At 61.2% G+C, this 22,970-nt stretch carries 21 protein-coding genes and 1 tRNA gene; 7 read left to right on the top strand and 15 right to left on the bottom strand.

Going from position 1 to position 22,970, the window contains the following annotated elements; translation table 11 throughout:
- Nucleotides 1–456: dockerin type I domain-containing protein (locus VGN12_17645; protein ID HEY4311278.1), on the top strand; the 456-nt coding region annotated here is incomplete at its 5' end.
- A gap of 179 nt (nucleotides 457–635) precedes the next feature.
- On the top strand, nucleotides 636–1,862 hold the full coding sequence (locus VGN12_17640) for a hypothetical protein (protein ID HEY4311277.1): 1,227 nt from the start codon (nucleotides 636–638) through the stop codon (nucleotides 1,860–1,862).
- A 14-nt stretch (nucleotides 1,863–1,876) separates the two neighbouring features.
- Here VGN12_17640 and VGN12_17635 read toward each other — a convergent pair.
- Together VGN12_17635 and VGN12_17630 are read right to left on the bottom strand one after the other, a co-directional pair.
- Nucleotides 1,877–1,963, bottom strand: a tRNA-Ser gene (locus VGN12_17635).
- A 411-nt stretch (nucleotides 1,964–2,374) separates the two neighbouring features.
- A complete protein-coding gene (locus VGN12_17630) occupies nucleotides 2,375–3,484 on the bottom strand; it encodes a hypothetical protein (GenBank protein HEY4311276.1) in 1,110 nt (369 codons plus the stop codon).
- 255 nt (nucleotides 3,485–3,739) lie between these two features.
- Between VGN12_17630 and VGN12_17625 the strand changes: the two genes are divergently transcribed.
- Nucleotides 3,740–3,934, top strand: a complete 195-nt coding sequence (locus VGN12_17625; GenBank protein ID HEY4311275.1) for a DUF6800 family protein — start codon at nucleotides 3,740–3,742, stop codon at nucleotides 3,932–3,934.
- On the opposite strand, the gene VGN12_17620 is transcribed toward VGN12_17625, so the two are convergent.
- From VGN12_17620 to VGN12_17605, 4 genes are read right to left on the bottom strand one after another with little or no spacing between them, the layout of a single operon-like run.
- A complete protein-coding gene (locus tag VGN12_17620; GenBank protein ID HEY4311274.1) occupies nucleotides 3,931–4,914 on the bottom strand; it encodes a TauD/TfdA family dioxygenase in 984 nt (327 codons plus the stop codon). The genes VGN12_17625 and VGN12_17620 overlap by 4 nt on opposite strands.
- Before the next feature lie 52 nt (nucleotides 4,915–4,966).
- Nucleotides 4,967–6,268 carry an MFS transporter gene (locus VGN12_17615; protein HEY4311273.1) on the bottom strand — a complete coding sequence of 434 codons (1,302 nt, stop codon included), beginning with the start codon at nucleotides 6,266–6,268 and terminating at the stop codon, nucleotides 4,967–4,969.
- A 3-nt stretch (nucleotides 6,269–6,271) separates the two neighbouring features.
- Nucleotides 6,272–7,306 (bottom strand): Gfo/Idh/MocA family oxidoreductase, encoded by a 1,035-nt coding sequence (locus VGN12_17610; GenBank protein ID HEY4311272.1) that lies wholly within the window; start codon nucleotides 7,304–7,306, stop codon nucleotides 6,272–6,274.
- Nucleotides 7,307–7,331: 25 nt separating this feature from the next.
- A complete protein-coding gene (locus tag VGN12_17605) occupies nucleotides 7,332–8,510 on the bottom strand; it encodes an acetyl-CoA C-acetyltransferase (GenBank protein HEY4311271.1) in 1,179 nt (392 codons plus the stop codon).
- Between the two features lie 285 nt (nucleotides 8,511–8,795).
- Between VGN12_17605 and VGN12_17600 the strand changes: the two genes are divergently transcribed.
- Nucleotides 8,796–10,079 (top strand): hypothetical protein, encoded by a 1,284-nt coding sequence (locus VGN12_17600; GenBank protein HEY4311270.1) that lies wholly within the window; start codon nucleotides 8,796–8,798, stop codon nucleotides 10,077–10,079.
- Between the two features lie 85 nt (nucleotides 10,080–10,164).
- Here the strand turns inward: VGN12_17600 and VGN12_17595 are convergent, their stop codons facing one another.
- Nucleotides 10,165–10,968, bottom strand: a complete 804-nt coding sequence (locus VGN12_17595; GenBank protein ID HEY4311269.1) for a TIGR01457 family HAD-type hydrolase — start codon at nucleotides 10,966–10,968, stop codon at nucleotides 10,165–10,167.
- Between the two features lie 554 nt (nucleotides 10,969–11,522).
- Entirely contained in the window at nucleotides 11,523–12,746 is a 1,224-nt protein-coding gene (locus VGN12_17590) for a hypothetical protein (protein HEY4311268.1), read from the bottom strand.
- Between the two features lie 47 nt (nucleotides 12,747–12,793).
- Here VGN12_17590 and VGN12_17585 point away from each other — a divergent pair, with 47 nt between their 5' ends.
- Complete coding sequence (locus tag VGN12_17585) at nucleotides 12,794–13,048, top strand: hypothetical protein (protein HEY4311267.1); 255 nt, start codon at nucleotides 12,794–12,796, stop codon at nucleotides 13,046–13,048.
- A 3-nt stretch (nucleotides 13,049–13,051) separates the two neighbouring features.
- Here VGN12_17585 and VGN12_17580 read toward each other — a convergent pair whose 3' ends face one another.
- The 3 genes from VGN12_17580 to VGN12_17570 form a co-directional block, all read right to left on the bottom strand.
- Complete coding sequence (locus VGN12_17580) at nucleotides 13,052–13,873, bottom strand: sugar phosphate isomerase/epimerase (GenBank protein ID HEY4311266.1); 822 nt, start codon at nucleotides 13,871–13,873, stop codon at nucleotides 13,052–13,054.
- A gap of 90 nt (nucleotides 13,874–13,963) precedes the next feature.
- A complete protein-coding gene (locus tag VGN12_17575; protein ID HEY4311265.1) occupies nucleotides 13,964–14,182 on the bottom strand; it encodes a winged helix-turn-helix domain-containing protein in 219 nt (72 codons plus the stop codon).
- Nucleotides 14,183–14,889: 707 nt separating this feature from the next.
- Entirely contained in the window at nucleotides 14,890–15,312 is a 423-nt protein-coding gene (locus VGN12_17570; protein ID HEY4311264.1) for a hypothetical protein, read from the bottom strand.
- A gap of 249 nt (nucleotides 15,313–15,561) precedes the next feature.
- Here VGN12_17570 and VGN12_17565 point away from each other — a divergent pair, with 249 nt between their 5' ends.
- Together VGN12_17565 and VGN12_17560 are read left to right on the top strand one after the other, a co-directional pair.
- Nucleotides 15,562–16,518 carry a tetratricopeptide repeat protein gene (locus VGN12_17565; protein ID HEY4311263.1) on the top strand — a complete coding sequence of 319 codons (957 nt, stop codon included), beginning with the start codon at nucleotides 15,562–15,564 and terminating at the stop codon, nucleotides 16,516–16,518.
- A gap of 213 nt (nucleotides 16,519–16,731) precedes the next feature.
- Nucleotides 16,732–16,974: a hypothetical protein gene (locus tag VGN12_17560; GenBank protein ID HEY4311262.1), complete on the top strand. Its 243-nt coding sequence runs from the start codon at nucleotides 16,732–16,734 to the stop codon at nucleotides 16,972–16,974.
- 87 nt (nucleotides 16,975–17,061) lie between these two features.
- Here the strand turns inward: VGN12_17560 and VGN12_17555 are convergent, their stop codons facing one another.
- The 4 genes from VGN12_17555 to VGN12_17540 all read right to left on the bottom strand — a co-directional run bounded on the left by VGN12_17555 (nucleotide 17,062) and on the right by VGN12_17540 (nucleotide 22,424).
- Nucleotides 17,062–18,900, bottom strand: coding sequence for an ABC transporter permease subunit (locus VGN12_17555; GenBank protein HEY4311261.1), 1,839 nt, complete (start codon nucleotides 18,898–18,900; stop codon nucleotides 17,062–17,064).
- 194 nt (nucleotides 18,901–19,094) lie between these two features.
- Nucleotides 19,095–19,874: a creatininase family protein gene (locus VGN12_17550; protein HEY4311260.1), complete on the bottom strand. Its 780-nt coding sequence runs from the start codon at nucleotides 19,872–19,874 to the stop codon at nucleotides 19,095–19,097.
- 182 nt (nucleotides 19,875–20,056) lie between these two features.
- A complete protein-coding gene (locus VGN12_17545) occupies nucleotides 20,057–21,517 on the bottom strand; it encodes a DUF1570 domain-containing protein (GenBank protein HEY4311259.1) in 1,461 nt (486 codons plus the stop codon).
- Nucleotides 21,518–21,608: 91 nt separating this feature from the next.
- On the bottom strand, nucleotides 21,609–22,424 hold the full coding sequence (locus tag VGN12_17540) for a PEP-CTERM sorting domain-containing protein (GenBank protein HEY4311258.1): 816 nt from the start codon (nucleotides 22,422–22,424) through the stop codon (nucleotides 21,609–21,611).
- Nucleotides 22,425–22,970 lie beyond the last annotated feature (546 nt).

Genomic DNA, 22,970 nt, shown 5'->3' with positions numbered 1-22,970 from the left:
ACCAACCTGTCGGTCGCCGGCACCAGCTACACCCCCAGCACCCCGCTTACCGCAGGCCATAACTACCAATGGAAAGTTCAGGCCTTCGATCAAGACGGGACGCTCGGAACGGCAAGCTCTCCTACTAACTTCAGCGTCAGCAGCACGGATATATTGTCCGGCGACGCTAATGGCGATGGTATCGTCAATGCGCAAGATCTCGCACTGATCGCTTCGAATTGGCTGACCCCTGGCCCGATCGGCGACGTCAACGGCGACGGCATCGTCAACGCTCAAGACATCGCCGTGGTTGCATCTAATTGGCTGGCCACCATCTCGTCGACGGCCACTGAAAAGACGACCGTCGCCAAAGCCATTGCCGCCTCAACGATCAGCATAGCGAAAGTCGCAGTCGAGACGCCCCTACGCGACACAATGCTACCGTCCCCATCGCAGCCGGGTGACTGTCGGGCGTGACCTGGCCCACCTACCGCATATTCGGCGCAACGCACAAAATCGTGCGAGATCGGTTCTCGCCGCCTGCTGCGTTCGCCGGGGCAGTTCATTCACCACACACCGCACTCTCGCGCCGCGATCTCTCCTGACGTAACGTTGCAGTGAGACTTCGAGGCCTTGAATCAGGGGAGAGCGTCTTCATGCGTCGCACGACATTTCTTGTTTCATTCGCAGCACTGGGATCCGCCTTCCTGACGGTCATACCCGCATTCGGCGAGGAAAGCTTCGTACCGATCATTGGGTGGAATAATCAATTCTTTCCCTCTTATCTATTGGCGTCGTCGACCATCCGCCATGCAGAAGACGACGAACAGGAAACCGACACGGACGACGACGTTGTCGTACTGGGGGACCCTCAGGGAGTCTTGGGGGTCAAGGTCGTTGCGACCGAAGATGACACCCCGATCGAGGTGACGATCGAATGCAAGGAAATCCTCGACCGCACCACGTTCGATGGCACCCTCGAGCATGCCGGCGCCGAATACGACATCTATCCGCGCATCCGCTATCACTACAAAGCGCTCGCCCAAAACAAGCAGTCGACGCCGGTCTCAGTCACCTTCACTGTGAAGATCGGCGGCGACGAGCCCGAGGTCTACACCACCACCGCCACGGTGCGATCGGTGAACGATTGTCCGTTTGCTCGGGTAAATCCCGATGGCGGCATCACCGACATGTCATACATGTTCGCCGCGTACGTCAACGAACAACATCCGTTCATCGACAAGGTCTTGCGCGAGGCGTTGGACGACGGGGTCGTCAGCTCATTCTCGGGCTATCAATCCGGCAAGACCGAGGACGTCTACCGGCAGGTTTACGCCTTGTGGAATGCCCTTTCTGAGCGCGACGTGCGCTACAGCAGCATTACCAAAAGCGTCGCCACGAACGAGACCGTCTACAGTCAGCACGTCCGACTGCTCGACGAATCGATCAACAACGGCCAGGCCAATTGCGTGGATGGCGCCGTGCTGTTCGCATCGCTATTGCGCAAAATCGACATTGAGCCGATCCTGGTCTCGCTCCCCCATCATTGCTATGTGGCGTTCTATCTCGACAAAGAGCACACCCAACTGGTGGGCTTGGAGACGACGCTATTGGGCGCTGAGATGGACGAGAATGCCGACTGCGAATTGCCGGGCGTGACGGACGTCGTCGACGACGAGTGGCAAGCCACGAACTCGTGGCGGACATTCTGCACGGCAATCGAGTCCGCAACGACCGATCTGGCCGCGAATGCCGACAAGTTCGACAAGGACGATCCCGATTATCAGTTGGTGCGAATCAAAGAAGCCCGCTCCGACGGGGTCCTGCCGATCGCCTTCGACGCCGCAAGTTCGTTCCAGCAACGGACAACGCAAGACGATTAGCTAGACGCACAAAGCGGATGGGGAGGGATTCGAACCCCCGGGGCACTTGCGCACCCAGCAGTTTTCAAGACTGCCGCATTCGACCACTCTGCCACCCATCCGAATCTCTACAATTCCCCGAGGTTATTGCATTTTCTGACTTCCGATCCGCCTGCCAGTCACCGTGTTGTACACCCCTTTCGTACACCCGATAACGAGCTGCGACCCGTCGAAATACCAAAATCTCCTGGCTCCAAGTCTACGTCTCGTGGCAAGTCTCGCAAGGACTTACCCCCATTCAAGCATGCCCAGGGGGCACTGGGCAAAAAGGTCAACGGTCAGACTGACTACTTGGGGCGGATTGATGATGCCCCCGACGGACGGCGCGCGGTCAAGCAGGAAGATACTGAATCAAGAGCGGATCATCGCCGACCGGCTCCCTAGGCCGATGAAGTGCGGCTGTTTGTCCGACTTGGCGCGCAAAAAAAGGCCATCCTACGTGGATGGCCTAATGAACCTGATCGCCATGCGCGTTATTTCTTCAATCGCGCTCCTCGCCACTTGCAAATGCCCAGCCCAACGGTCGCCAACACGGACCACATGACCACACTGGCGGGTTCCGGTACTACCGATCCCCCGGGCTCAAAATCGTAGGTCACGCTGTTGTCTCCCGTGGCGATCGTAAGCGCATCGACGTAGGTGTTGTAATTGTCCCCTGGACTCGAATATCCCGATGCAAGGCGAATTCCGCCCAGTTGGTTGTCGACATCATTGACGATGATTGCATTCGGAAACTCGTGCAAATACTCCTGAAAAGTAATTGCGTACTCACCGGGACCGTTGGCATGCGAGAGATCGATATTGGAACCAGGCGCGCCGTTGTCCGAATACCACATGCCACTCAGCGTGTTCCAGGTTTGCCACGTGTCGAGTGCAATCGGCCCTTGGTGAGTAAAGGGATTGCCATTGCCAGCGGTGGAACTCGAATAAACTGGCTCGAAGTCGATCCGATCATTGTAGCCCGCTCCAAGATCGCCATTGGTATTGACGTAGAGCGTCAGCCACGGCAATTGGTCGCCGCCGATTGAAGTCGCGTATGTGCTGTAGCTTAGATCGGTGATCGCAGAAAGGCTCGTGCCTGCCCAACTGGAGTTGCGCAGTTGGACGCTTTGGTCCCCGTCCCCGGAGGCCGTCTGAAAATTGAAGCTGCCTACGCCGGCGGGCGGGGTGGCGGGGCCGGTTACGAACGTACCCGTTCCTGCCCCGAGACCAGGATTGCCCTGATTATCTGTTGCCGTAAACTGCCAGCCATTGGCGTTCATATTCCCCTGATTGATAACGACATCTCCGCATACCAAACGAACCGGTCCCGCGAGCGTTACGAGACAGATCATCACCGTCGATAGCGGGGAGGCACCGGGGCAGGATCGCTTCATTGTCAATTTCTCCAGACATCGATAAATGCAGTTGTTGCCCCCATATTGCTTTTCGATTCTAGAAGCAAATTCCTGACAAAATAAAATAAACAATGGGCGTCGATTCGATTTCGGAAATGCCACTCCGACAGAGATCGCGACAAATTCATCGAGTCGATACTCGGGAACTGCAGGTCGAATAGCCATCCGTTGGACGAGACCCTGCATTTTTCCCAGCTGAAGTCGACCGAAATCTGCGCCGGCCGTGGCCTGCCGGCCGATAACAGGAATCGGCCTTCGAAAATCGTACGTGGCGAGCCGATCGCCGCGGATTGCTGGCCCGTTGCGCCCCTCGGAACGGGGTCGCCCCCCGGCCAATGGCGATTGACGCAACCTGCCTGCCGGGCTACAAACGGGGTTCTCGCCATCGCGGCGGGAAGCGGTTCTAAGGTCGAGAATGTCCCCGGCTAGGAGTCCTCACAGGTGGGTGGAATCAGCGAACGCCATAAGGAAATCAAGCGGCGCCGTCATCGTCGCAAGAAGCTGGGGCTTTTGGCCAAGAAATTGAAGACCGCCAAGGTCTCGGAACGGCCGGTCATTACCGACAAGCTCCGCAAGCTGACGCCGGGAGCCGACGTCATCATCTCCAATTGGCAACTCACCAAGGCCGATCGCTAGGTTAGCGACGCCAGCACGCGCCGTATGCCGCTGAACGGTCGGCGGCCGTGCATCGTGACGAAATTATCCACCAGCGCCACGTCCCCGGTCTGCCAGGGGATATCGAACGTCAGGCCTTCCGCTAATTCGGCCACGGTCGCAACAGCTTGCGCGTCCAGCGGCGTACCATCGCCGTGTACGATCGCTTTCGCCGGATCGTTGCGCGTATCCTTCCAGCCGTGATAAGCGGCAATCAGTTGGTTGAAGAAGGATCGCCGTCCCGCGCCAAGATCACGCACGGCCGGCAGTCTTGGTGTGGTCGCCCGCAGACAGCCATCGTCCAGCCATTGCCACTCGTAACCGAGGGTTTTGAGACGCTGCTCGGCTTGTTCACGGCTATCGGCCCGAAGCGTGCTTTGCCAGCTGCGCCCCATGCCTGACGTCACGTCGGCGGCCGGCGGCATCACGTTCGTATATCGCAGCCCCCGCTCCGCACAAGCCTGCGCGAACTGCGGGCAGCGTTCGACAAGCTGTTGCCACAGAATATCCGACCGGCACAGCGGTGTAGCCCCGCCCGACGCGGCCGCCTGTTCGCAAAAGAAAAACAGCCGGCTGGGAAAAATCGGTGTCTGCGCCATCTCGTGATGCAGAAAGATCGTCACCGAGGCCGGCGCTTCATTGGCCGTAAACACACGCGGCGTACGGTTCACGCGCACCGCATTCGACAGCGATTGATCGTAGGGAAAGTTCTCCAAACCAAAGGCCGCTACAAATCCGTCAAAATCAACGGGCGTGGCGAGGGGAAAGCCACGGAACAGAATCGCCCCACAGATTCCCGCCTGGGCCAGCAGGTCATCCCGCTGCGTGGCCAGCCACGCCGTGACCTGCGGCAGAGTCGCTGACGCGGTCCGGCACTCGAGCGCCAGCGGAAATGGTTGCCAGTCGTACATCTGCTGCTCGGGCAGCGCGACCTGTGAAACGCTCAATGTCTCATGAATCATGAACGTTAACCCTCGCGCGATATTTCGTGGATCGACTGGTGCCCCATAGCAATCATTCGGGAAGTGGCCGATCCTTGGTCTCGGGCAGGAACCACACAAACACCAGCCCCAACGAAAACAGCAAGCTCAAAAAACATACGGCCGAGCGCAGATCGAGCCCCGGCAGTGCCTTGATCCGGCCGGAAAGAAACAACAACGGCGCCGCCAGCAAACGTCCGCCATTAAAGCAGACCCCGGCGCCCGTCGCGCGCAGATGCCCGGGAAACAACTCAGGAAAGTAAATCGCATAGCCGGCATGAATCCCCAGCGTCAGAAAGCCGAATAGCGGCAGCACCGTCAGCATCTGTCCATACGTTTGCGGCCAATAGCACGTCACCGGCACGATCGCTTGCGCCGCCAGCAACATGATGGCGAAAGCCGGGCGTCGGCCAAACCGCTGAGCGAGCGGCGCGAAGCATAACAGACCCAATCCACCGCCGGCCGTCTGCACGATTCCGTAGGCGAAGCGCGCTTTCGTCGTCGCTTCCGCGGCAGGAACACCATTCCGCAACAGCAGTTCTTGCGTCAGGTCCTGTCCGGCCACGGTCACGCCCCAAAAAGTTCCCAGCCCCACTGCTGCCAACAACACACCTAAAATTGCCCGCCGTGCCCAGCGCCCGATTCCGAACAGCTCGCGAAAGCTGCCGAGCGGCCGATCCTCGCGTCCCGCCTGTCGCCAGCTTTCCGGTTCTTCGATGCTGCTGCGCACCCACAGCACCAACAGCGCCGGCGCAATGCCAACCAGGTACGCATAGCGCCACTGGGCGTTCACGACCAATCCGGCGATCGCGGCCAGCCAGGTGCCTAAGATGCTCGTCGAATGAAAGATCCCCGCGGCATGCGCCCGGGCGTGCGTCGGAAACACCTCGGCCACCAGCGCCGCGGCCACGGCCCATTCACCTCCGACCCCCAGCGCCACCAAGAACCGCAGCGCCCCGACCTGCCAGATCTCGGTGACAAAGTACGTCAAACCGGAAAACAACGAGTAGCAGAGAATCGTCAGCGCCATCGTCGGCTTACGACCGATCCGATCCGCCAACGAGCCAAAGGCCACGCCCCCTAACGTCCCGCCGAGCAAAAAGACGGCCAGCAGCATGTCGCCCGATTGTTTCACCGCGGCCCCGCGTGAGGCGTCGTCCGCGGATGCGCTCGCGTCGATCAGTTCGCCGAGCATGCTGCCACGTGTGATATTGAAAAGCTGTCCTTCGAACGTATCGAAGACCCAGCCGGCCGATGCAATCACGAGCACCAGCCATTGATAGCGGGTCAGGTCCGCGTACCAGCGCCGTGAGTTTGTCGGAGACGGTTGCGACACGCGTCAGTCCCGGGAAAAGTGGACAGGCAGCCCCGTGGTCACCGATTCCGCGGCCGCCAGGCACATCGCGACTGACCAACGTCCGTCCTCGCCCGAGCAGGCCACGGCCGTCCCCTCGCGCACCGCGCGCACGAACGCGGCCGCCTGGTCGACCAGCTCGTAGACTTCGCCACTGGGCTTGGCGATCGGTACGTCGACGGCTTGATCCTCGTCCAACTTTTGCAGGCTGAAGGTCGGCTCGAACGTGCGATCCATCGCCCCGCTCCACCGCGCGAGAAGTGCGCCGCGCGTGCCGGTGAGCTTCACCGTTTGATGATGCTCCCAGCCGGCCAAGGATTGAGAAATCGTGGCATATCCACCACGGGGAAACTTCAAAATGGCCGAGAAGTTGTCATGCAACTCGGGATCGTCTGGTTGCTTGCCGTTGGCGGCGGCGTAAACCGAAACAGGTTCGCCGAGCCGTGACAAATACCATCGTGCCAGATCGAAGAAATGAATCGGCTCTTCGAGGATCCAGTTTCCGACCCGATTGATATCGTAGCGCCAGCCGTCCGAGCCAAGCCGATAGGGCTTTCGCCACAATTCGACTAGCGCGTACCGTGGTTCGCCGATTTCATCGGCGTCGATCCTGCGTTTCACTTCGCCCCACAGTGACGACATCCGCAATTCGTGACCGATGGCTAATCGAACGCCGCGAGATTTGCCAAGCTCAACCAGCGCCGCGGCGTCCGCCACTGACAGCGTCATCGGCTTTTCCAACAGCAGGTGTCGGCCCGATTCGAGCACCGCCTGCGCCACCTCGAAGTGCAAATGAGATGGAAGCACCACGGCGACGGCGTCGAGATCGTTTCGCGCAAGTAGTTCGCGATAATCGGCATGAACGTTGGCCGACGGGTAGTCTGCCGCGGCCCGGCGGCGACTTTCCTCGCCGCGGCTGCAGATGGCCACCAGCCGCGCGTCGGCAACGCTCGTAATCGCTCGCGCGTGGTGACTTCCCCAGGCGCCGTAGCCGATAAGTCCGAATCGCAACGTCGTCATGCTGGCTCACATTATCGGTCGAGGGCTATTCCCGCTCGACGATCATAGCCACGGCGTTGCCGCCCCCCAAACATAGAGACGCCAACCCGCGTTTCAGCCCCCGATCCGCCAAGGCGTACAAGAGCGTCACAAGCACGCGGGCACCGCTGGCGCCGATCGGGTGCCCCAGCGCGATGGCGCCACCGTTGACGTTGGTCTTGGCCGGCCCCAGATCGAGCGGCCGCATGCAGGCCAGGCATTGCGCGGCGAACGCTTCGTTCAGCTCGACAAGATCGATATCGGCCAGCGTCATCTTCGCCTTTTCCAGCACCTTTTCGACGGCCGTGACTGGCGCGATAAAAATATCCTTCGGTGCAACGCCGCTGGTCGCCGCGGCCACGATCCGCGCCTTGATGGGCGAGCGAACCTGTCGCGCGACCTCGGCACTCGCCACGACCAGCGCTGCAGCGCCATCGCTAATCTGCGAGGCATTGCCGGCAGTGACCGTGCCGTCCGCGCCGAACGACGGACGCAAGCGCGACAGGACATCCAGCGACGTGTCACCGCGCGGCCCCTCGTCCTGATCGATGCGAACGTCTCCTTTGCGTCCGGCAATTACGACGGGCGTGATTTCCTCGGCAAACTTGCCGGCCGCGGCAGCCTCGACCGCGCGGCGGTGACTGTCGACGGCAAATTGATCCTGATCGTGCCGGCTCACGCCGCGGCTGGCGGCGATATAGTCGGCCTCGACTCCCATCGCCACATTCTCGAATGCACACCACAATCCGTCGTGCTGCATCGAATCGAGAACTTGCTGCGATCCAAATTTCCAACCCTCGCGGACGCCGGTCATCAGGAACGGCGCGCGAGTCATGCTCTCCATGCCGCCGGCCACGATGCATTGTGCATCGCCGGCGCGAATTGCTTGCGCGGCCAATGCCACGGCTTTCAGCCCCGAGCCACACACTTTATTGATCGTCAACGCGCCCACCGTGTTTGGTAAGCCCGCGCCGAGTGCCGCCTGGCGGGCGGGAGCCTGTCCCAGACCGGCCGGCAGAACGCACCCCATGATGACTTCCTCGATACGGTCGGCCGGCAGGCCCGAACGGCGCACAGCCTCGGCCACGGCGATCGCCCCAAGTTTTGGTGCCGGCACGCTGGCCAGACTTCCCAACAGTTTTCCGACCGGCGTGCGACAACCGGCCAACAGATATGCGTCACTCATGGCGTGCAATTCCAGGGAAAGTAAGGACCAGAATATTTTTGTGCGAACCAGTAATTATATCGATCGCAACCGGCCAAGTCGCTGCCCGGAAACGGGCCGTTCACGCCCCATACCGCAACGACTAGCCAGACCCGTTCACGGTAGTCCTGGAATTCTCGCCCACGACCGGCGATGATGAATAGATGCCGATCGATCAAACGAGCGAGGCTCGACCGGCGTGGAACTGATCGACCGGCCGAGATCCGGACGACAAGCACTTCTCACTTCGCCACCAGCGTGTCGGACATGGAACAGGGCAACCCCGTTGAGGCCAGCGTGCTCGTGGTCTGTCCGACCTGCGGGACGCAAATGCATCCGCGCCGGGAACTAATCGGCAAAAGGGTCCGCTGCCCCGAGTGTGGCGCAGCGGTGCCCGTCGTCGAACAAACGCCCCAGCAAGCTCGCGCTACTACGCATCCGCCGGGCGAGAACGAGTATCGCTTGAGCGGAGACGATCAACCGGTCGAGCAGCCCCAGCTCGTAAAAGTGAAATGCGGTACCTGCCACGCGCTTTTGTATCCGCGTGCCGAATTGATCGGCAAGCACGTACGCTGCCCGGATTGCTTTAAGCCTGTGCTGGTCGTCGCGCCGGTCGAAGCGCCGCCGCCGAAAAAGCTCGCGCCGGCGGGCGAATACAACTTGGACGCGCCGCCGCCGGAGAATCCCCTGGCCGCGCTCGTGCCGACGACGCCACGCGCTGAGCCTATTCTAGAGCCCGAGCCATTGCCACCGCCGGCCCCATCATTGTGGTACTGGACCGGCATTTTTTCGTTTCCCTGGTATCCAGAAACCGTCAGTCGCTGGATGACGCTGACACTGTTCGCGGTGTTTGCCAACGGTGTGGCCGCTTACGGGGTTGGCGTGATTGCCGAAATGGCCGCCGGCGGCAACGCGCTGGGCAACATAGGCGCGGCGATAAAGGTCGCCTTTACCATCGCGCTGGCCGCTATCTCTTGGTTATTGATGCTCGCCTACGGATCCGGCTGCGTCGTGGCCATCATTCGCGATACGGCGTCCGGCAACGATGACGTTGCCGATTGGCACGATACCGAATTTCCCGAAGCCATGGCCCGGGCGCTGGACGTCCTCTTTCCCATGGCGGGGGCCGGGGCTCTCGGCTTCGGTGCTTACCTGGTATTGCTGCCGCTGGTCGGCGGCCCCTGGGCAAGTGTCGCCGGCGGCCTCGTCGGACTTTTCCTCTACCCGATCATGCTCGTTTCAGCCTTGGAGAACGGCGCATTTTGGGTCGTGGTCAGCGGCTCGACGTTGCGGCTGATCTTCGGATTCTTCTCAGGCTGGTTGCTGGTAAATTTGGAAATGGCGGTCGTCACCGGCGCGTGGCTGCAATTCACGCGCATCGGATCGCATTACTTGCCGATCATCACTGCGATTCTGGGTGCGCCGCTGTACGCCGCCGTACTGATGATCGACGCGCGCTTGCTGGGCCGGTTTCTCTATCGCGCCAACGAAATCGTCAGCGAGCGGGCCGCTCAGAGCGATGAGGAAGATGACGACGGCGACGAGGATTGACGGACCGCTTTCCGCCCCCTCGTCGCCGAAGTTGCATCTACGTGGCTGATGTCCGAAGACGGCGCAGCCATTGCCACGCGCGGGGCTACGCCGCCATCTCGGCTTCTGGCTGCCTGGCGCCGCTCAATTCGGTGACGCTCAGTTCGGCGATTGATTCCAGAATCACGTCCGGACGATACGCGTAGTGCATCAGGTCCTCGCGGTTGGTCCCGCCCGACAGGACCAGCACCGTGCGATAGCCCAGTTGCACGCCGCCCAGGATGTCGGTCTCCATCGTATCGCCGATGATCGTCGTCTCCTCGGACCGCAGCCCCAGCTCTTTGCGCGCGGCGCGCATCATGACGGGGCTGGGCTTGCCGACACTGAACGCCTTGACGCCCGTCGCGGATTCGAGCATCGCCACGATCGCCCCGCAACCAGGACGCAAGCCATGCTGCGTCGGGCAGTTGGGATCGAGATTCGTCGCCACGAGTTTTGCCCCGGCAACGATCATCTGTACCGCCGCCTCGACCGTTTCCATCGTCATCGTGCGCCCTTCGCCCACGACGACGTAATCCGGATCATGATCGACGATCGAATAGCCGTTCGCGTGCAGGGCATTCAGCAATCCTCCTTCGCCGATGACATAAGCCGTGCCCCCCGGCTTTTGCTGCGCCAGGAAGCGAGCCGTTGCCATGGCGCACGTGAAAATGTGCTTTTCGTCCGCCTCGACCCCCATGCGGCGCAGCTTCGTCGCGACATCGCGTCGAGTGCGTTGGCTGTTATTGGTGAGAAAGAAAAAAGGCACCTGTTGTGCGATCAATTGATTCACAAATTGATCGGCGCCGCGAATCAATTCGCGGCCGCGGTAGATGACACCGTCCATATCGATCAAGAAACCGTGCGGCATATCCCTAACCTCCTTTTTATAGTGACCGTGAGGCGCCGTTGAGCACCCCGGCGGCTGTCTGTTGAGTGAAGCAGAACGCGTAGCATGCCATACGAATGTTTGGCTCATGTCAGCGGTACGTGAGAAGCTGCTTATTCCCACGTCTTAAAATTTTTTGCTATAGGGACAACAACGGCCGCCAAGCAACGCCCTGAATGCGTGCTTGTCGGCCGCCAAAAGTTCTGACATGTGGGGGATGCAAATGGCGCGCCATCTCGGCTGCAGCGACGATCGTCGCTCGCTGATTGCGCCGTATCTCACGTGGTGCCATGACTTGTGCGACGCTAGCGCGGGCGCAAGAGAAATCGACGAGAAATCACACTTTTCTCGGCGCGTGCGCGTGAATTGGGCAATCGCATTTCGTTCGTACGCGAGCGATCGACAAGAACCCGCGTCGACAAGCGCGCGATGGCGCAAACTCTGGAAGCGGCGCAAATCGCGGCTCGGTCGACGTCGCATCGACATTGCGCCAGTCAAGGAAAATCTCGCGCGTTATGCGACTCGCGTGCGAGCCGTCACAAATCGCGCGCCTGCGGTGCGGCCGTGCGAGGCGGAACCGGCTCCTTGCGCGGTTGCGCCCCGGCTGCAGGCACCGTCTTTGGGGGCACTTTCGCTGCAGGTAGTGTGGCTGAGGGCGCAGTCGTGAGTGGCGATGTCGCGCGCCGCGCCGCATTGCCCGTGGGCGCCGGTAATTGGCTGAAAGGAGCGATCCGCTCTTTCGGCGGCGCGATAGCCGGTTTCTTCGCTACGGCGACTGGTTCCGCAGGGGCAGGAGCTTGATTGGCCGGCGCAAGCTTCTGCAAAAAGCCGTCCAGGTGCGCGTCATCGCCACCAGCTAACTCCTTGGCGCGCAGAAAGAATGGGCCGGCCCGCTCGGCCTGCCCATCGCAGTAGAGCATTAACCCCAACAAGAACAGCAGATCGGAACTGGGGCCTTTGAGCGCCTGTTGCGCGAGCGCTTCCAGATGCGCGGCTTTGGCCAGTGCGTTCGCGCCATACAGCTGATCCAAGCGAAAGCCCGAGTTAATCCAATTCGGCGCGAGCGCAATGCCACGTTTGAGGTTTTTAGCGGCGTTCTCATACCGGCCCATTGCGGTCAGCGCGAATCCTTGCCTTAGGAATCCGTCCCCCATGTCCGGTGCGGCTTGCTGCGCCAGCTTGTAGCGAGAGTACGCATCCGAATACGCCTGCTTGGCAAAATGACGGTCTCCCAACACGATGAAACGTTGGGACCGGGCACGCGCCTCGGCATTCGTCGCGCGCGCCTTGCCGAGTCTTGGTTGCGGCGCCGCTTCGGTGGCCGCGAGATCGCCAAACCCGGCGTTCAGCGCCTGCACAACCGCGCCCGGTGCTGCGCGCCCGGCCGGCTGTCCGCCCGCACCACCGTCGAGCCCGGCGGCCTGCACGCCGATGGGAGCAAAGGGGGGCGTCGGCGGAGGAACCGCACGATACACCACGGGCCGATAATACATCTCCATGAACGGGCCATAAGGATAGAGATTCGGCGCGACGAGATTGGGTGGGAAGTACGGATAAGCCACCGTGTACCCGCCCCAAAGATTTCCCACGCTGAACGTGCGAATGCCTCCGGCGACCGGTGTCAGCGGCACATAACGTGGAGAGAAGGGATCGTGGATCGCAGCCTGACTGAAGCCAGGCGACACTTCGTCGGCGATCGACAACTCGCAAAAAAATGCGACGACTGCCGCGCACCATAAAAACGGGCCGAGGCGTGACATGGCCAACAATCCCTTCCGCAGTTGGTCACGAGCGAGCGCATACCGCCATGACTGCATCCGGTGCGTTCGTCGAGGCGAGCGACCGCTCTCATTTCGCGCCGCGGTCGCCGGTCGTGCGGCAGGCTTCAGCCCAAGCTCAGCTCCGCATCATCCTCACCGAATTATCCGCCTTGATCGAAGTTTCGACAAGCAAAGGGAACTTGTTTTCCGGCCACACGCCGCAAAGTTGCTCGCCGGTTTTGGATTGCCGGCGGGCGCGAGTCTTGCACGTTTTTCAGGATTCGACGCGATTTCGTCGCTAACTCCTACTGCATGCGGGCCTGGCCGAGCAATTTGCGCAAAGCCGTCATTGCCACTTCGGCCACCTGACGCGGCGGAATCTGCCAGATCTGCGGATTCATGAGTTCGACCGAAACCACACCGCGGTAACCGATCGCGGCAAGCCGATCGACGATCGGCTGCAAGTTGAAATCTCCATCACCGGGCAGAATGCGGTCGGCATCGGTAGCCAGCTCGCGCGCCACACCCGAGACATCGCTCAGTTGAACGTGAAACAGGTTCTCGGCCGCCAGGTAGAGCAGATCCTCTTCCTTGCTGGGGCCCATGTAGTATTGAAATACGTCGAAGCACAGCCCCAGGTGGGGCGATCCTACCTCGGCGACGAATGCGGACGCCGTCTGCAGGTTGTTCATCAAGGTCGCCTGCGCCTGAAACTCAAGCGCCAGCCGTACACCCTCGCGCCCCGCGATTTCGGCCCCCTGGCCCAGAGAGAATTGCACCCGCTCCAGATCCTGCTGGGTGAGCGCCCCCAAGATATCCGCAGCCACGACCAGGGTCCCGACCCCCAGTTGCTTTAAGAGCGCCAGCCGGCGGGCGAAATGATCCCAGTGCGCGCGGCGAGCTTCCCCTTGGCTCGTCAGCAAGCCCCCTTGGTAGGCAGCGACGGGGGCTGTCAGCGCATGATCGGCCAGTAGCTGCCGGGTGTCATCGATCGAATGCGCGTCGAGATACGTTTCCAGCTTGCCAAGCCACAGTTCGCAGCAATCGCAAGCGGCGGCGGCATACTCTTCGATATCGAGATCGAAGGCCGATTTCAGCGTCGAGACCTGGCTGAGGGCGGGTTTCATGGCCGCACATCGTACCACGAAACCAGGCCCGCGACTTCCCGCTTCGAAGCGCTCGCCGACGCGTCTTGCCGGACACTTTCGGTCGTCGGACTAGCGCAACGAAACGGTCCGCGAGCGACCTTCGTCGATCTCGATCTTGTGCTCGCGAGCCAGCCAACCGATCGCCTGCAACACGACGTCGCGCGGGGCATCGACTTCCTTGATCAGCCGGGCAATCGTTTGCGGACCGTTCTCGGAAAGGGTTTGCCAGATTGCGCCCGCGGTGTGGCCGATCTGGGTGATGGCACAGACTTCGGAAACGCTTGCCATTGCAACAGCTCCTCGTGAGTTGAACGATGCCGTTCTCTCTCCCGCGCCGCGCCCAACATGCCGCGAAATCGTGCGGCAAATATTGCCGGCTGCGGTGTCTGGAAATTATAGCGGACCAATAAGAAAACGCTCAATGAGGCCGGCCAAGCGCGGTTGCACTCGCTGGCGCAAATAAATGGTTCGGCAGGAACCGAATGCATCGTTTGGAGGGGGCTCTGTCGCCCTGAGTGGGCCGACAGCGCCAGGCCAGAACGGCACCGGCGCAAAAAAAGGGGCCCGGTTGGCCTGCGGGGTGGCCAACCGGGCCCTTTAACCGTGAAAAAATGACTTTCGCCCGTTGCGGGCTTACATCGCGGTGTGTCGCGACGAATTTCTAAGATTCACGGTCCAACAATCTGTTGTCGCCGGAAATCGGCCCTGAGGCTGCGGGAAGCCTCAGGGCTGATTGGGTCTCCGACGGGATATCTCCTAAAGCAGTTGGCGTGCCAATTCGCTTTCGATTTGTCTCTTGCTGTGGTCCGATTGCCCGATCTCGCGTTTTCACCGGGAGTTGCCGCTTGCTGTGCCAGCTTTCGTGTCCCGAGTCCGGCGATTCATTGTTGTAAGACTTACAAGAATTGCATTCAATCCGACGCACTGTGGGCATGGCCCGGCAAGCATCGGCCTGCGATGGATGCCGGGAAGGAGGGCCCCCGAGAAGAGCATCGCTAGCGGAGCAAGCTGACCGTGATCGCGCGGAAGATTTCTTCGATCTCGGCGAACTCCCGATCCTCGGCTTGGCAGAAGATCACATACGCGGCCTCGGGCGTGCGGTAGCTGCGGACCTGGGCCGTATTGGTCAGATCGAGACAGTAGAAGTTCATGTCGTAGCCGAAGAGTTCCGTGCCGGCCACGGTTTCCTGGACTTCCTCCGCGTCCAAGTCGTCATATTGCTGGCGCATCGCCTTCAGGGCGGTCGCGGCCAGCTTTTCGGGCGAGGTTCCCGGAGGATCGATCATCACGGACCAGAATGATCCCCCCGGCGAAAATACCGTGATGACCTGATTCCCCTCCAGGGCTTCACTTTCGTCCAGCGTCCAGTTCTCGGGGTAAAGGAACCGGATACCCAGTTTGTTGAATATGGCTGCCATAAGGGGATCAGTATTACGATTTTGTCGGAGGTCTGCGAGCGGGGGATGGCGGAAATCTGTACCCCGGCCAAACTCGACGAATTGCTGCAGTGACAGCAGGTTCGCTCTCAATGCATTCATCCGGCGGAGTTGAATCCGGCGTGCATTGTCCCCAGGCAGCGGTTTTGCTACGATCCCGCCCCTGCGAAGTGGTTTCCAGTTCTGGAAACGCGGCGAATTAGACGCAGTTCTGGCGGAGCCGCGCTGACCATGACATGCCCATCCGTGGCAATTCGCGATGTCGACCGGTCGCTCATGCGCCCCGGTCGCGCTGCGCGATCATGGACTGCAACGCAGGCCATCATCATCCTCGCGATTGGCCTAACCACCACCGGCTGTCGTATCCCCGGATACGGCGGGCCGAAATCGCGGACCGTGCAAACCTCGCGTCAGCTTTCGCAACAAGGCGCAAGCGCGCTCTACCGGCAGGACTGGACCACGGCCGAGTCGCTATTCGCCCGCGCCGTCCAAGCATGTCCGGCCGATGTCGACGCGCGCCGCCATTATGCCGAAGCGCTGTGGCATCGCGGCGCACGGGAAGAGGCCATCACGCAACTGGCCGAGGCCGTCAAGGTTTCGCCCGAAGATCCCCGCCTGCTCGATCGGCTCGCCGAATTCCGACTGTTGGCGGGCCAATTGGAAGAGGCGCGTCACGACGCCGAGGTCGCCATCGATCTCGATCCCAAATCTGCTGATGCATGGATGGTACGCGGCCGCATCATGCATCGCCTGGGTGATAATCGCCAGGCGCTAGCCGATCTGCATCGCGCGCTCAGCTACGATCCACGCAATTCACAGATTCTGCACGAGCTGGCCAAGACCTACCTGGCGGCCGGTCAACCCGATCGGGCGTTGGCGAACTTGCACAGCTTGCTCGATCAACACGCTCCGGGCGACGAGCCGGCGCAATTGCTGTTTGAGACCGGCCAGGCATACGCCGGCATGAAGCGCTACGACCAGGCAGTCGAAAGCTTTCAGCACGCGCATGCGCGCGATCAAGCGAACCCCGAAATTCTCTACAACCTCAGCGAAGCCGAAATGGCACGTGGCAACACGGCCGAAGCGCGCGTGGCACTCGAACAAGCCGTGTCCCGCGACCCCGGCAATCCGCGTTATCAAGAACTGCTGGCCCGCCTGCCGGGACGCGGGGGACCGCCGGCGCGATAGGCCCTCGCCCACGGGAGAATCCCTCACGAGGATGATCGCCTCCGGCATAATCGTTACGTCCGGTTTCGCGGATCCGGCGCCGCTGGCACGATTTTGACGATACCTTGCGCCCGACGTATGTTTCTGCGGGCCGCCTGCCGCCCCAACACACAAGACGCGCCTGCGCAGGCGCGGACAGAATCAAGGGCGGGATCAATTCACGAGGAGTATGGAATGGGCATGCCCGAAGCATTGACCGCGGGTCCCGATACGTTTATCGATCGCCGCAGTTCAAACTCCTTCGATGGGCCGCCCGGGCGGGAACGCCGGCAGTTCGCCGACAGCCATGACGAGCTCACCCCCGATGGCCGGGAATTGGCGCGTGCGATCGACGCCTACAAGCTGATGCACCGTCGGCGCTTCATCACGCACGATGAAATGCTGGCCGTGGTCAAGTCGCTGGGCTATCACCGTTAGTCGATAGCCGGAGCCAGGCGATGTTTCCGCGCCGACCGCATCGCGGCGGCGCCCGTGGCAAAAGATACGAATCGCGAAGCAGATTCGTCAGCCTTCATCCGCGCCGGTGCGCCCCGTGGCAACGTCAAATTCGTACAGGGCCGGCACCAGCATCGCCGCCGTCGCAAAGCCGTAGGCCGCGGCCACGACCAGCAGCACCGCCAGCGTGTAATTCAACAGAAAGCTGGTCAGCGCGTAGAACGTCAGGAACGGGCAAGCGAACGCCGCGATCCAAATCGCACTCGACGCATTGCGCCACCCTAGGGCAACCAGCAAGCCGATGCCCCCGCCGACCATGAAGGCTAGAAACGGCTGCAGTTGCAGTTGGAACGAGCCACTGAACGCGACCATGATCCGCATGCAGGTCGCGATGCCGATGAACAGGAAGAATACCGTACCGACGCTAACCGCGATCGCGGCACGACTGTTCGCGTAGTTCATGCCGCAATGCACGCCCAGCATGGTTACGAAGCCGACCATCACCAGCCAGCCGCTGAGCAAATAAACCAGGTTCTCGAGACTGATCTGCTCGGCCCACCATAAATAGCTGCAAAGCGTCATCGGCAGCAGCAACATTTCTTTGGTGTTGTACAGGGCGCCGGCTAACTTGCCGAAGATGAATTCGCGCGGCGTCAGGTCCGTGACCAGCAGCAAATCCAGCGCTCGCGCATCGCGCTCGGCCGTCAGCGACGTCACTGCCTGCACGTTAATCAGCGCCAGGCTAAGCACCAGCAACGGCACGATCGGTAGCGCAATCGCGGCCATCGACGGCGTACGCTGCTGGGCAATCGTCAGGTACAACCCGCTCGCCGACGCGGCGAAGATCACCAGGTAGGCTAAACGCACCAGCAACATCCTTCGGCCGTAGGCCCAGGTGCAGACTTCGCGCCATAGAACGGGATTGTCCCATACACGTCGCGTGCGACCGTGACGGCGTGCTGGCTTGGCGGTGGCGCCAGTCGCGTCCGACGCTGCCGTAGAATTTGCCGTGGCCAGGCGCCAATGATGTTCGCCGCCGGCCGACCGTACGGCGTGACCTTCGTCTTCGAGCACGGGCGGACGCGCTTCGCGCGACGGATTCCATACCCGCACCAGACCGATGGCCAGACCGTTGAGCACGACGGTCAGTGCGCCCGCGATGATTAAAAACAGATCCGCCGGAGCGATCTGCCCCAGCAAACCTGCCGGCCCCTCGCCGCGATCGATAAACGACTGTGTCGCCGACAGTGTGGCGCGCAATGGACTGATCGCCGCCGCCCAGGTGCCCGCGGGTGCGCCCGCCAGCTCCGTTCCGAGGGCACCGGCCGCCAAAGCCTCGCCGAGCGCCAGCCAGAGGACGACCGCCAACAAAGTGGTCGCCAAGGCTTGAAAGGTCTTTTCACGCCAAAAGGCGAGCAAAGTCCCCAGGCTGCCTGCCGCGATGGCACTGGCAAATGCGACCGCCACGACACGACCGATCTGCGCGAACGATACGCCACCGAGCAACGCCAACAGCATGAAGAACGGCAGCGCCGCCAGTATCAGCGACGCGATCGATAGCAGGCTGGAAAACAGCTTTCCCAGCACGAGCTCGACGTTCGATAGCCGCGTCAAAAGCAACAGATCGAGCGTGCGCCGATCTTTTTCGACGGCCACGGCGCCGGCCGAGGAGAGGGCCGCGAAAAACAGGGCCACCGCCAATTGCAGCGGAGCAAGAATCTGAAACGACATGACGCCGAAACGAGCCAGCTCACCGGTGTCCGAAATGTTCTGCGTGCCGGTCAGCACCTGCCAGGCCGTGCTCAAGAGGACCAGCAGCCCACCGACGTAGGCCGCGCGCCAGGCATAAAGTCTCGGCCGGCGAGGCGCGCTTATCACCTCGCGGCTGAAGACAGGTCCGGCAAACAACGGTCTCTCCGAGTACGCGGGTCAATGGGGGCGAGGCGACTTCGAAAGCGGAACGACCGTTCCAGGCAGCGAGGCCTATTATAGTCACACGACGAGCAGCTGCGGAGCCGGGGGCGGACGAACAATTCGACGACGGCAGGCGCTTCGCGACGGGCGACCGAGCAAATTCTCTTTGCCTACCGACTACCGGTCCTTCAATACGGAAAACGCTCGTCCAACGGTGCCGCCGAAAGTTCAACCAGAAATTGGGCCAGCCGCTCGACCAGCAGCTTCATCATGGCGTGCCCCTTTTCGGCCGTGGCGGCGTGCGGATTACCTGCCCCGGTGTTGGTCGTCAGCAAGTGCCAGGGACGGGTGATCGAGATCCACCCACGATTCACCGCATCGAATTTCGTAACGGCCATCGCGCCGTCGTCCGCGGCCAGCGTGCCATCGGGACGTCGGGCCACCAGGTCGGGCCGATAGGCCAGGATGAACGACGTCTCCATTTCGCCGGCGTGATCGCCGGGATCGTCGAAGATTTCGTGCTCGACGTCGGCCAGCACCTTGTACCAATTGCACAAAAACAGCTGCGCCGAAGTCTTGCCGTATAGCTCGCGCAGAATCGGCTTCAAATCATTGCCGCCGTGGCTGTTCAGCAACACCACCTTGCGGATGTCATGCCGCGCCAGCGATTCGACCAGGTCACGAATCACCGCGGCCAGCGTCGACGGATTGACGTTCATCGACAGTGGGTAAGCGATCTGGTTCGTTTCGGTGCCATAGGGGATTGTCGGCAACAGGATGACCTTCGCCCCCCGATCGTGCGCGGCCTGGCAGATTTCCTCTCCCACCACGTCCCCTTCGATCGTGTCAGTGCCGTAGGGGAGGTGCAAATTGTGCGGCTCGGTCGCCCCCAGCGGCAGCACTGCTACCTGGAATGCATTGTCTTTCACATACGCGTAGTTCGTCTCGGCAAGCTTCCAAGGGCGCACGAAAAAACTCCGTGAATGGCGAATGACGGATTTCGGAATAGCCGTGGCACCGAAAAACGCTCGGTGCGCATCCCACATTAGCCCGAAGCGCCAGCGAGGGAAATGGGGCCGCGAGAACGCCCGCCTCAAACTTCAGCCGGTTATCGAAAACCACGAGGCACAGGACGCCAGCCGACGCGGTGTTATTCGTCGACACTTTCGAGGTACGTGCGATATTGGTCGTCGAGCTCTTCGTTCGTCGATCGGCATACCTCGGCCAGTGTGCCAGGGCGCGCGGCGCCGCGATAAATCGCGGCCAGATACGCGACCTGCGGCGCTCGATAGCGCCCGTGGTCGGCGAACATCAAGAAATACGTCATCCCTGCAGACTGGCTGTAGAGCATCGCGATATTGGGATCGCGCTTGAGCTGTTCCATGCCGAGAGCCGTAAGCTCTGCGAGCGGCACGTAATAATTGTCGACCAGCAGCCGATGCCGCGCGTCCTGCAATCGCACCGCGTCGCTGCCGCCGAGCAAATGCCAACCGCCCCCCTCGGTAAGCGATTCCATGAAGCAAGCGATTCCTTCGACGGCCCAGAAGTTTCCGTCGCGCCCCATGTCGCGCACGGTCTTTCCCAGCTCGGTGAACAATTGGTGCGTCGCCTCGTGATACAGATTCGTCTCGCCGTCCTCGTCGCCCGCATAGAAGTAAGCCGTCTTCTTGTTCGCCAGGTAATAACCAGTGCTGACGCGAATGCCGGGCTCTTCCTTTTCGAGCGCCTTGATATATTCCTCGCGATCGCGGAAATACATTACGCGATGCCGTTGCGGCATGGTGTGCGTCGCGGCCTGCAATTTGAAGCGCCGCGCCAGCTGAGCGTCAGTCGCGTAGAAGCCGGTGAACATCTGCTGCCAGGCGTCATACAACCGCTCCAGACGCGTCGCCAACCGCACCCCTTCTTCCAGGCTGTGCGTGGTATGGATGTTGTAATGCTCGGTGACGACATCCCAACCCTTGCGCGGATCGGCACGCGATCGCTGGTCTTCCTCGGCCGTGATCCAGCGGTTGTTGTAATACCGTTCGCCCGCCTCGTATCGGGTCACATACTTTGCAGGCAGCCAGCCGAAGCGCGAATCCCACGCCTGTCCGTCGTTGGCCTTCGCGATTTCGAACGGCGTCAGCCAACGCCCCTCGTGCAGTTCATAGCCGAGGATCTTGCGTGCTCGCTCGTGTCCCGGCTCGTCGCGGATCACCTCGACCAATAGCGGAAACGCCGCGGCAGCGTGACCATGCTCGGCGGCCTCCTCGGCCAGCGCAAATAGCTCTGCCGCCTGCGCTGTACGCAGCTTCTGAAAACGCGCGCGCCACTCATCCGAGCTCGATTCCGGCAACTCGGCCGTGTCACCCGGTGCGGGCCGGCATGCCAGGGCGATCCGATTCGGCTCGGCCGCTGGCAGCCAGCTGCGCGAGATTTTTGCCTCGGCCGGCAGATTCTGACCGTCAGCCCATTCGGCCAGCTCAGCCAGCTTCTTCGCGAACTTCACCCTTGCCGCCGCGTGCCGGGTACCGATATCCCCCGACACGACGCGCGCCGGCGCTTCGCCTGGCGCAAGGCCAGGCAAAAGCGCGGCGCACATGATCAGTGATACGAAAGCTCGCGACAAGACGAGAACTCGCCGGAGGGGCAATGACACACCTCGTTCCAGTGTATCACGCCCCTCGACGCCAAAAACGCCACTCGCGGACGGCAACCGTCTACCGCCGACGGCGTCCCGCCACCCCGACGAGCACGGCGCCACCCAACAAGGCAAGCGCCAACGAGCCCGGTTCAGGCGTCGTCAGATAGGTGACGGTGTTCAAGAACAGCGGCTCGAATTCGGTGAATGCGCCGCCGGCCGCCACGTCAATAAAGGACGTTGAGTCAGCCACCATCACCACGGCCCCGCTCGTTGGGCTGAGCGCATGCGGCGGAATCACGGCCATGACTGGCAGGCCGTTGATCGCATTGTCGGCAAGCGAGGTCGCATGGGGGCCGAGGTTGGGATAGTCACCGGCACCATACAGCAGGATTGACGCCGTGCTGCCGTAGGGACCGTCAAAAATCGGATTCGGCTCGTTAACCGGATTGCCGGCCATCAGACCGTCGAGGTTATCGTCCGCGATCGTGATGCCAAAAGGGGCGAGAACCGATTGGGATGCTTGCACAAAGGGAGCGTACCCTTCGGTCAACAGAAATGCGCTGCCGCCACCTTTAACGAAATTCAGAAGCGCCGATTGCTCGCTGGACGAAAGAGGCGTGATCGGAACGCTGTCGGTCTGTGCGGTATCGATAAACAACATGTTGACCCCTTGAAAGAATTGCGGGGTCAGCGTCGTCGTTGTCTTGAAGCTCATGCCGGGAAAGTTGGTTTCGAGCGAAGCCACGGCCTGCGTCGAGAACTCGCCAGTGGGAATATTGGCGATGCCGGCGCGCGTCGAATTCCAGGTGCCGATAACGAGCCCACTGGCAAAAGTCATTTGCGCGCATAGCGCGACGGACAAAAACACAAAGTGTGCGAAGGTGCGAATCATTAGCGGTCTCCTTTATAAAGCTACGCGGCCTCTCTAGTTCCGCCGGCGCAAAAGCACCGGTCGACGATGAAAACCTTGATTGGGTCATCTCGCGGAGAGCGCGCAGGAAGTGGGGCGAATACCACGAGAACAGGGAGCTGACCGCCGACGGATCGACTGGCGAGGCGCCCCCTGAGCATACTCAGGCTCTAAGGCGAACTCCCACAACGCGTGCCCGACCTCCTGCCGCGAAATCCGACAGGACAACGTTGCGGATCGCCCCCCTAACGTTTGACCCGCTTACTGCCCTCAAAATAGTAATAAAGAAACTCAGGGGCAAGCAGAAATCTTACATATTCATCAATTTCACATGTAGTTAAAACATCACGGCTTAGCATGCCGCGATTCGTTAGGACAGCCAGGAACCGCAGGCTGGGGTTTTTCCAGCAGGGCCGGACCACGAGAGACCGAGTCCCCCTGGCGGAAAGGTGGAAAGTGCCGACGATTGCGCACCTCGCAGCGTGCATTACTCAAGCGAGATCCAAATCAGGAGGGCCGATGGGATGC

Source organism: Pirellulales bacterium (assembly GCA_036499395.1).
Taxonomy (GTDB): domain Bacteria; phylum Planctomycetota; class Planctomycetia; order Pirellulales; family JACPPG01; genus JACPPG01.
The sequence above is the reverse complement of the archived record's forward strand: the minus strand, read 5'-3'. Positions and strand labels throughout refer to the sequence as shown.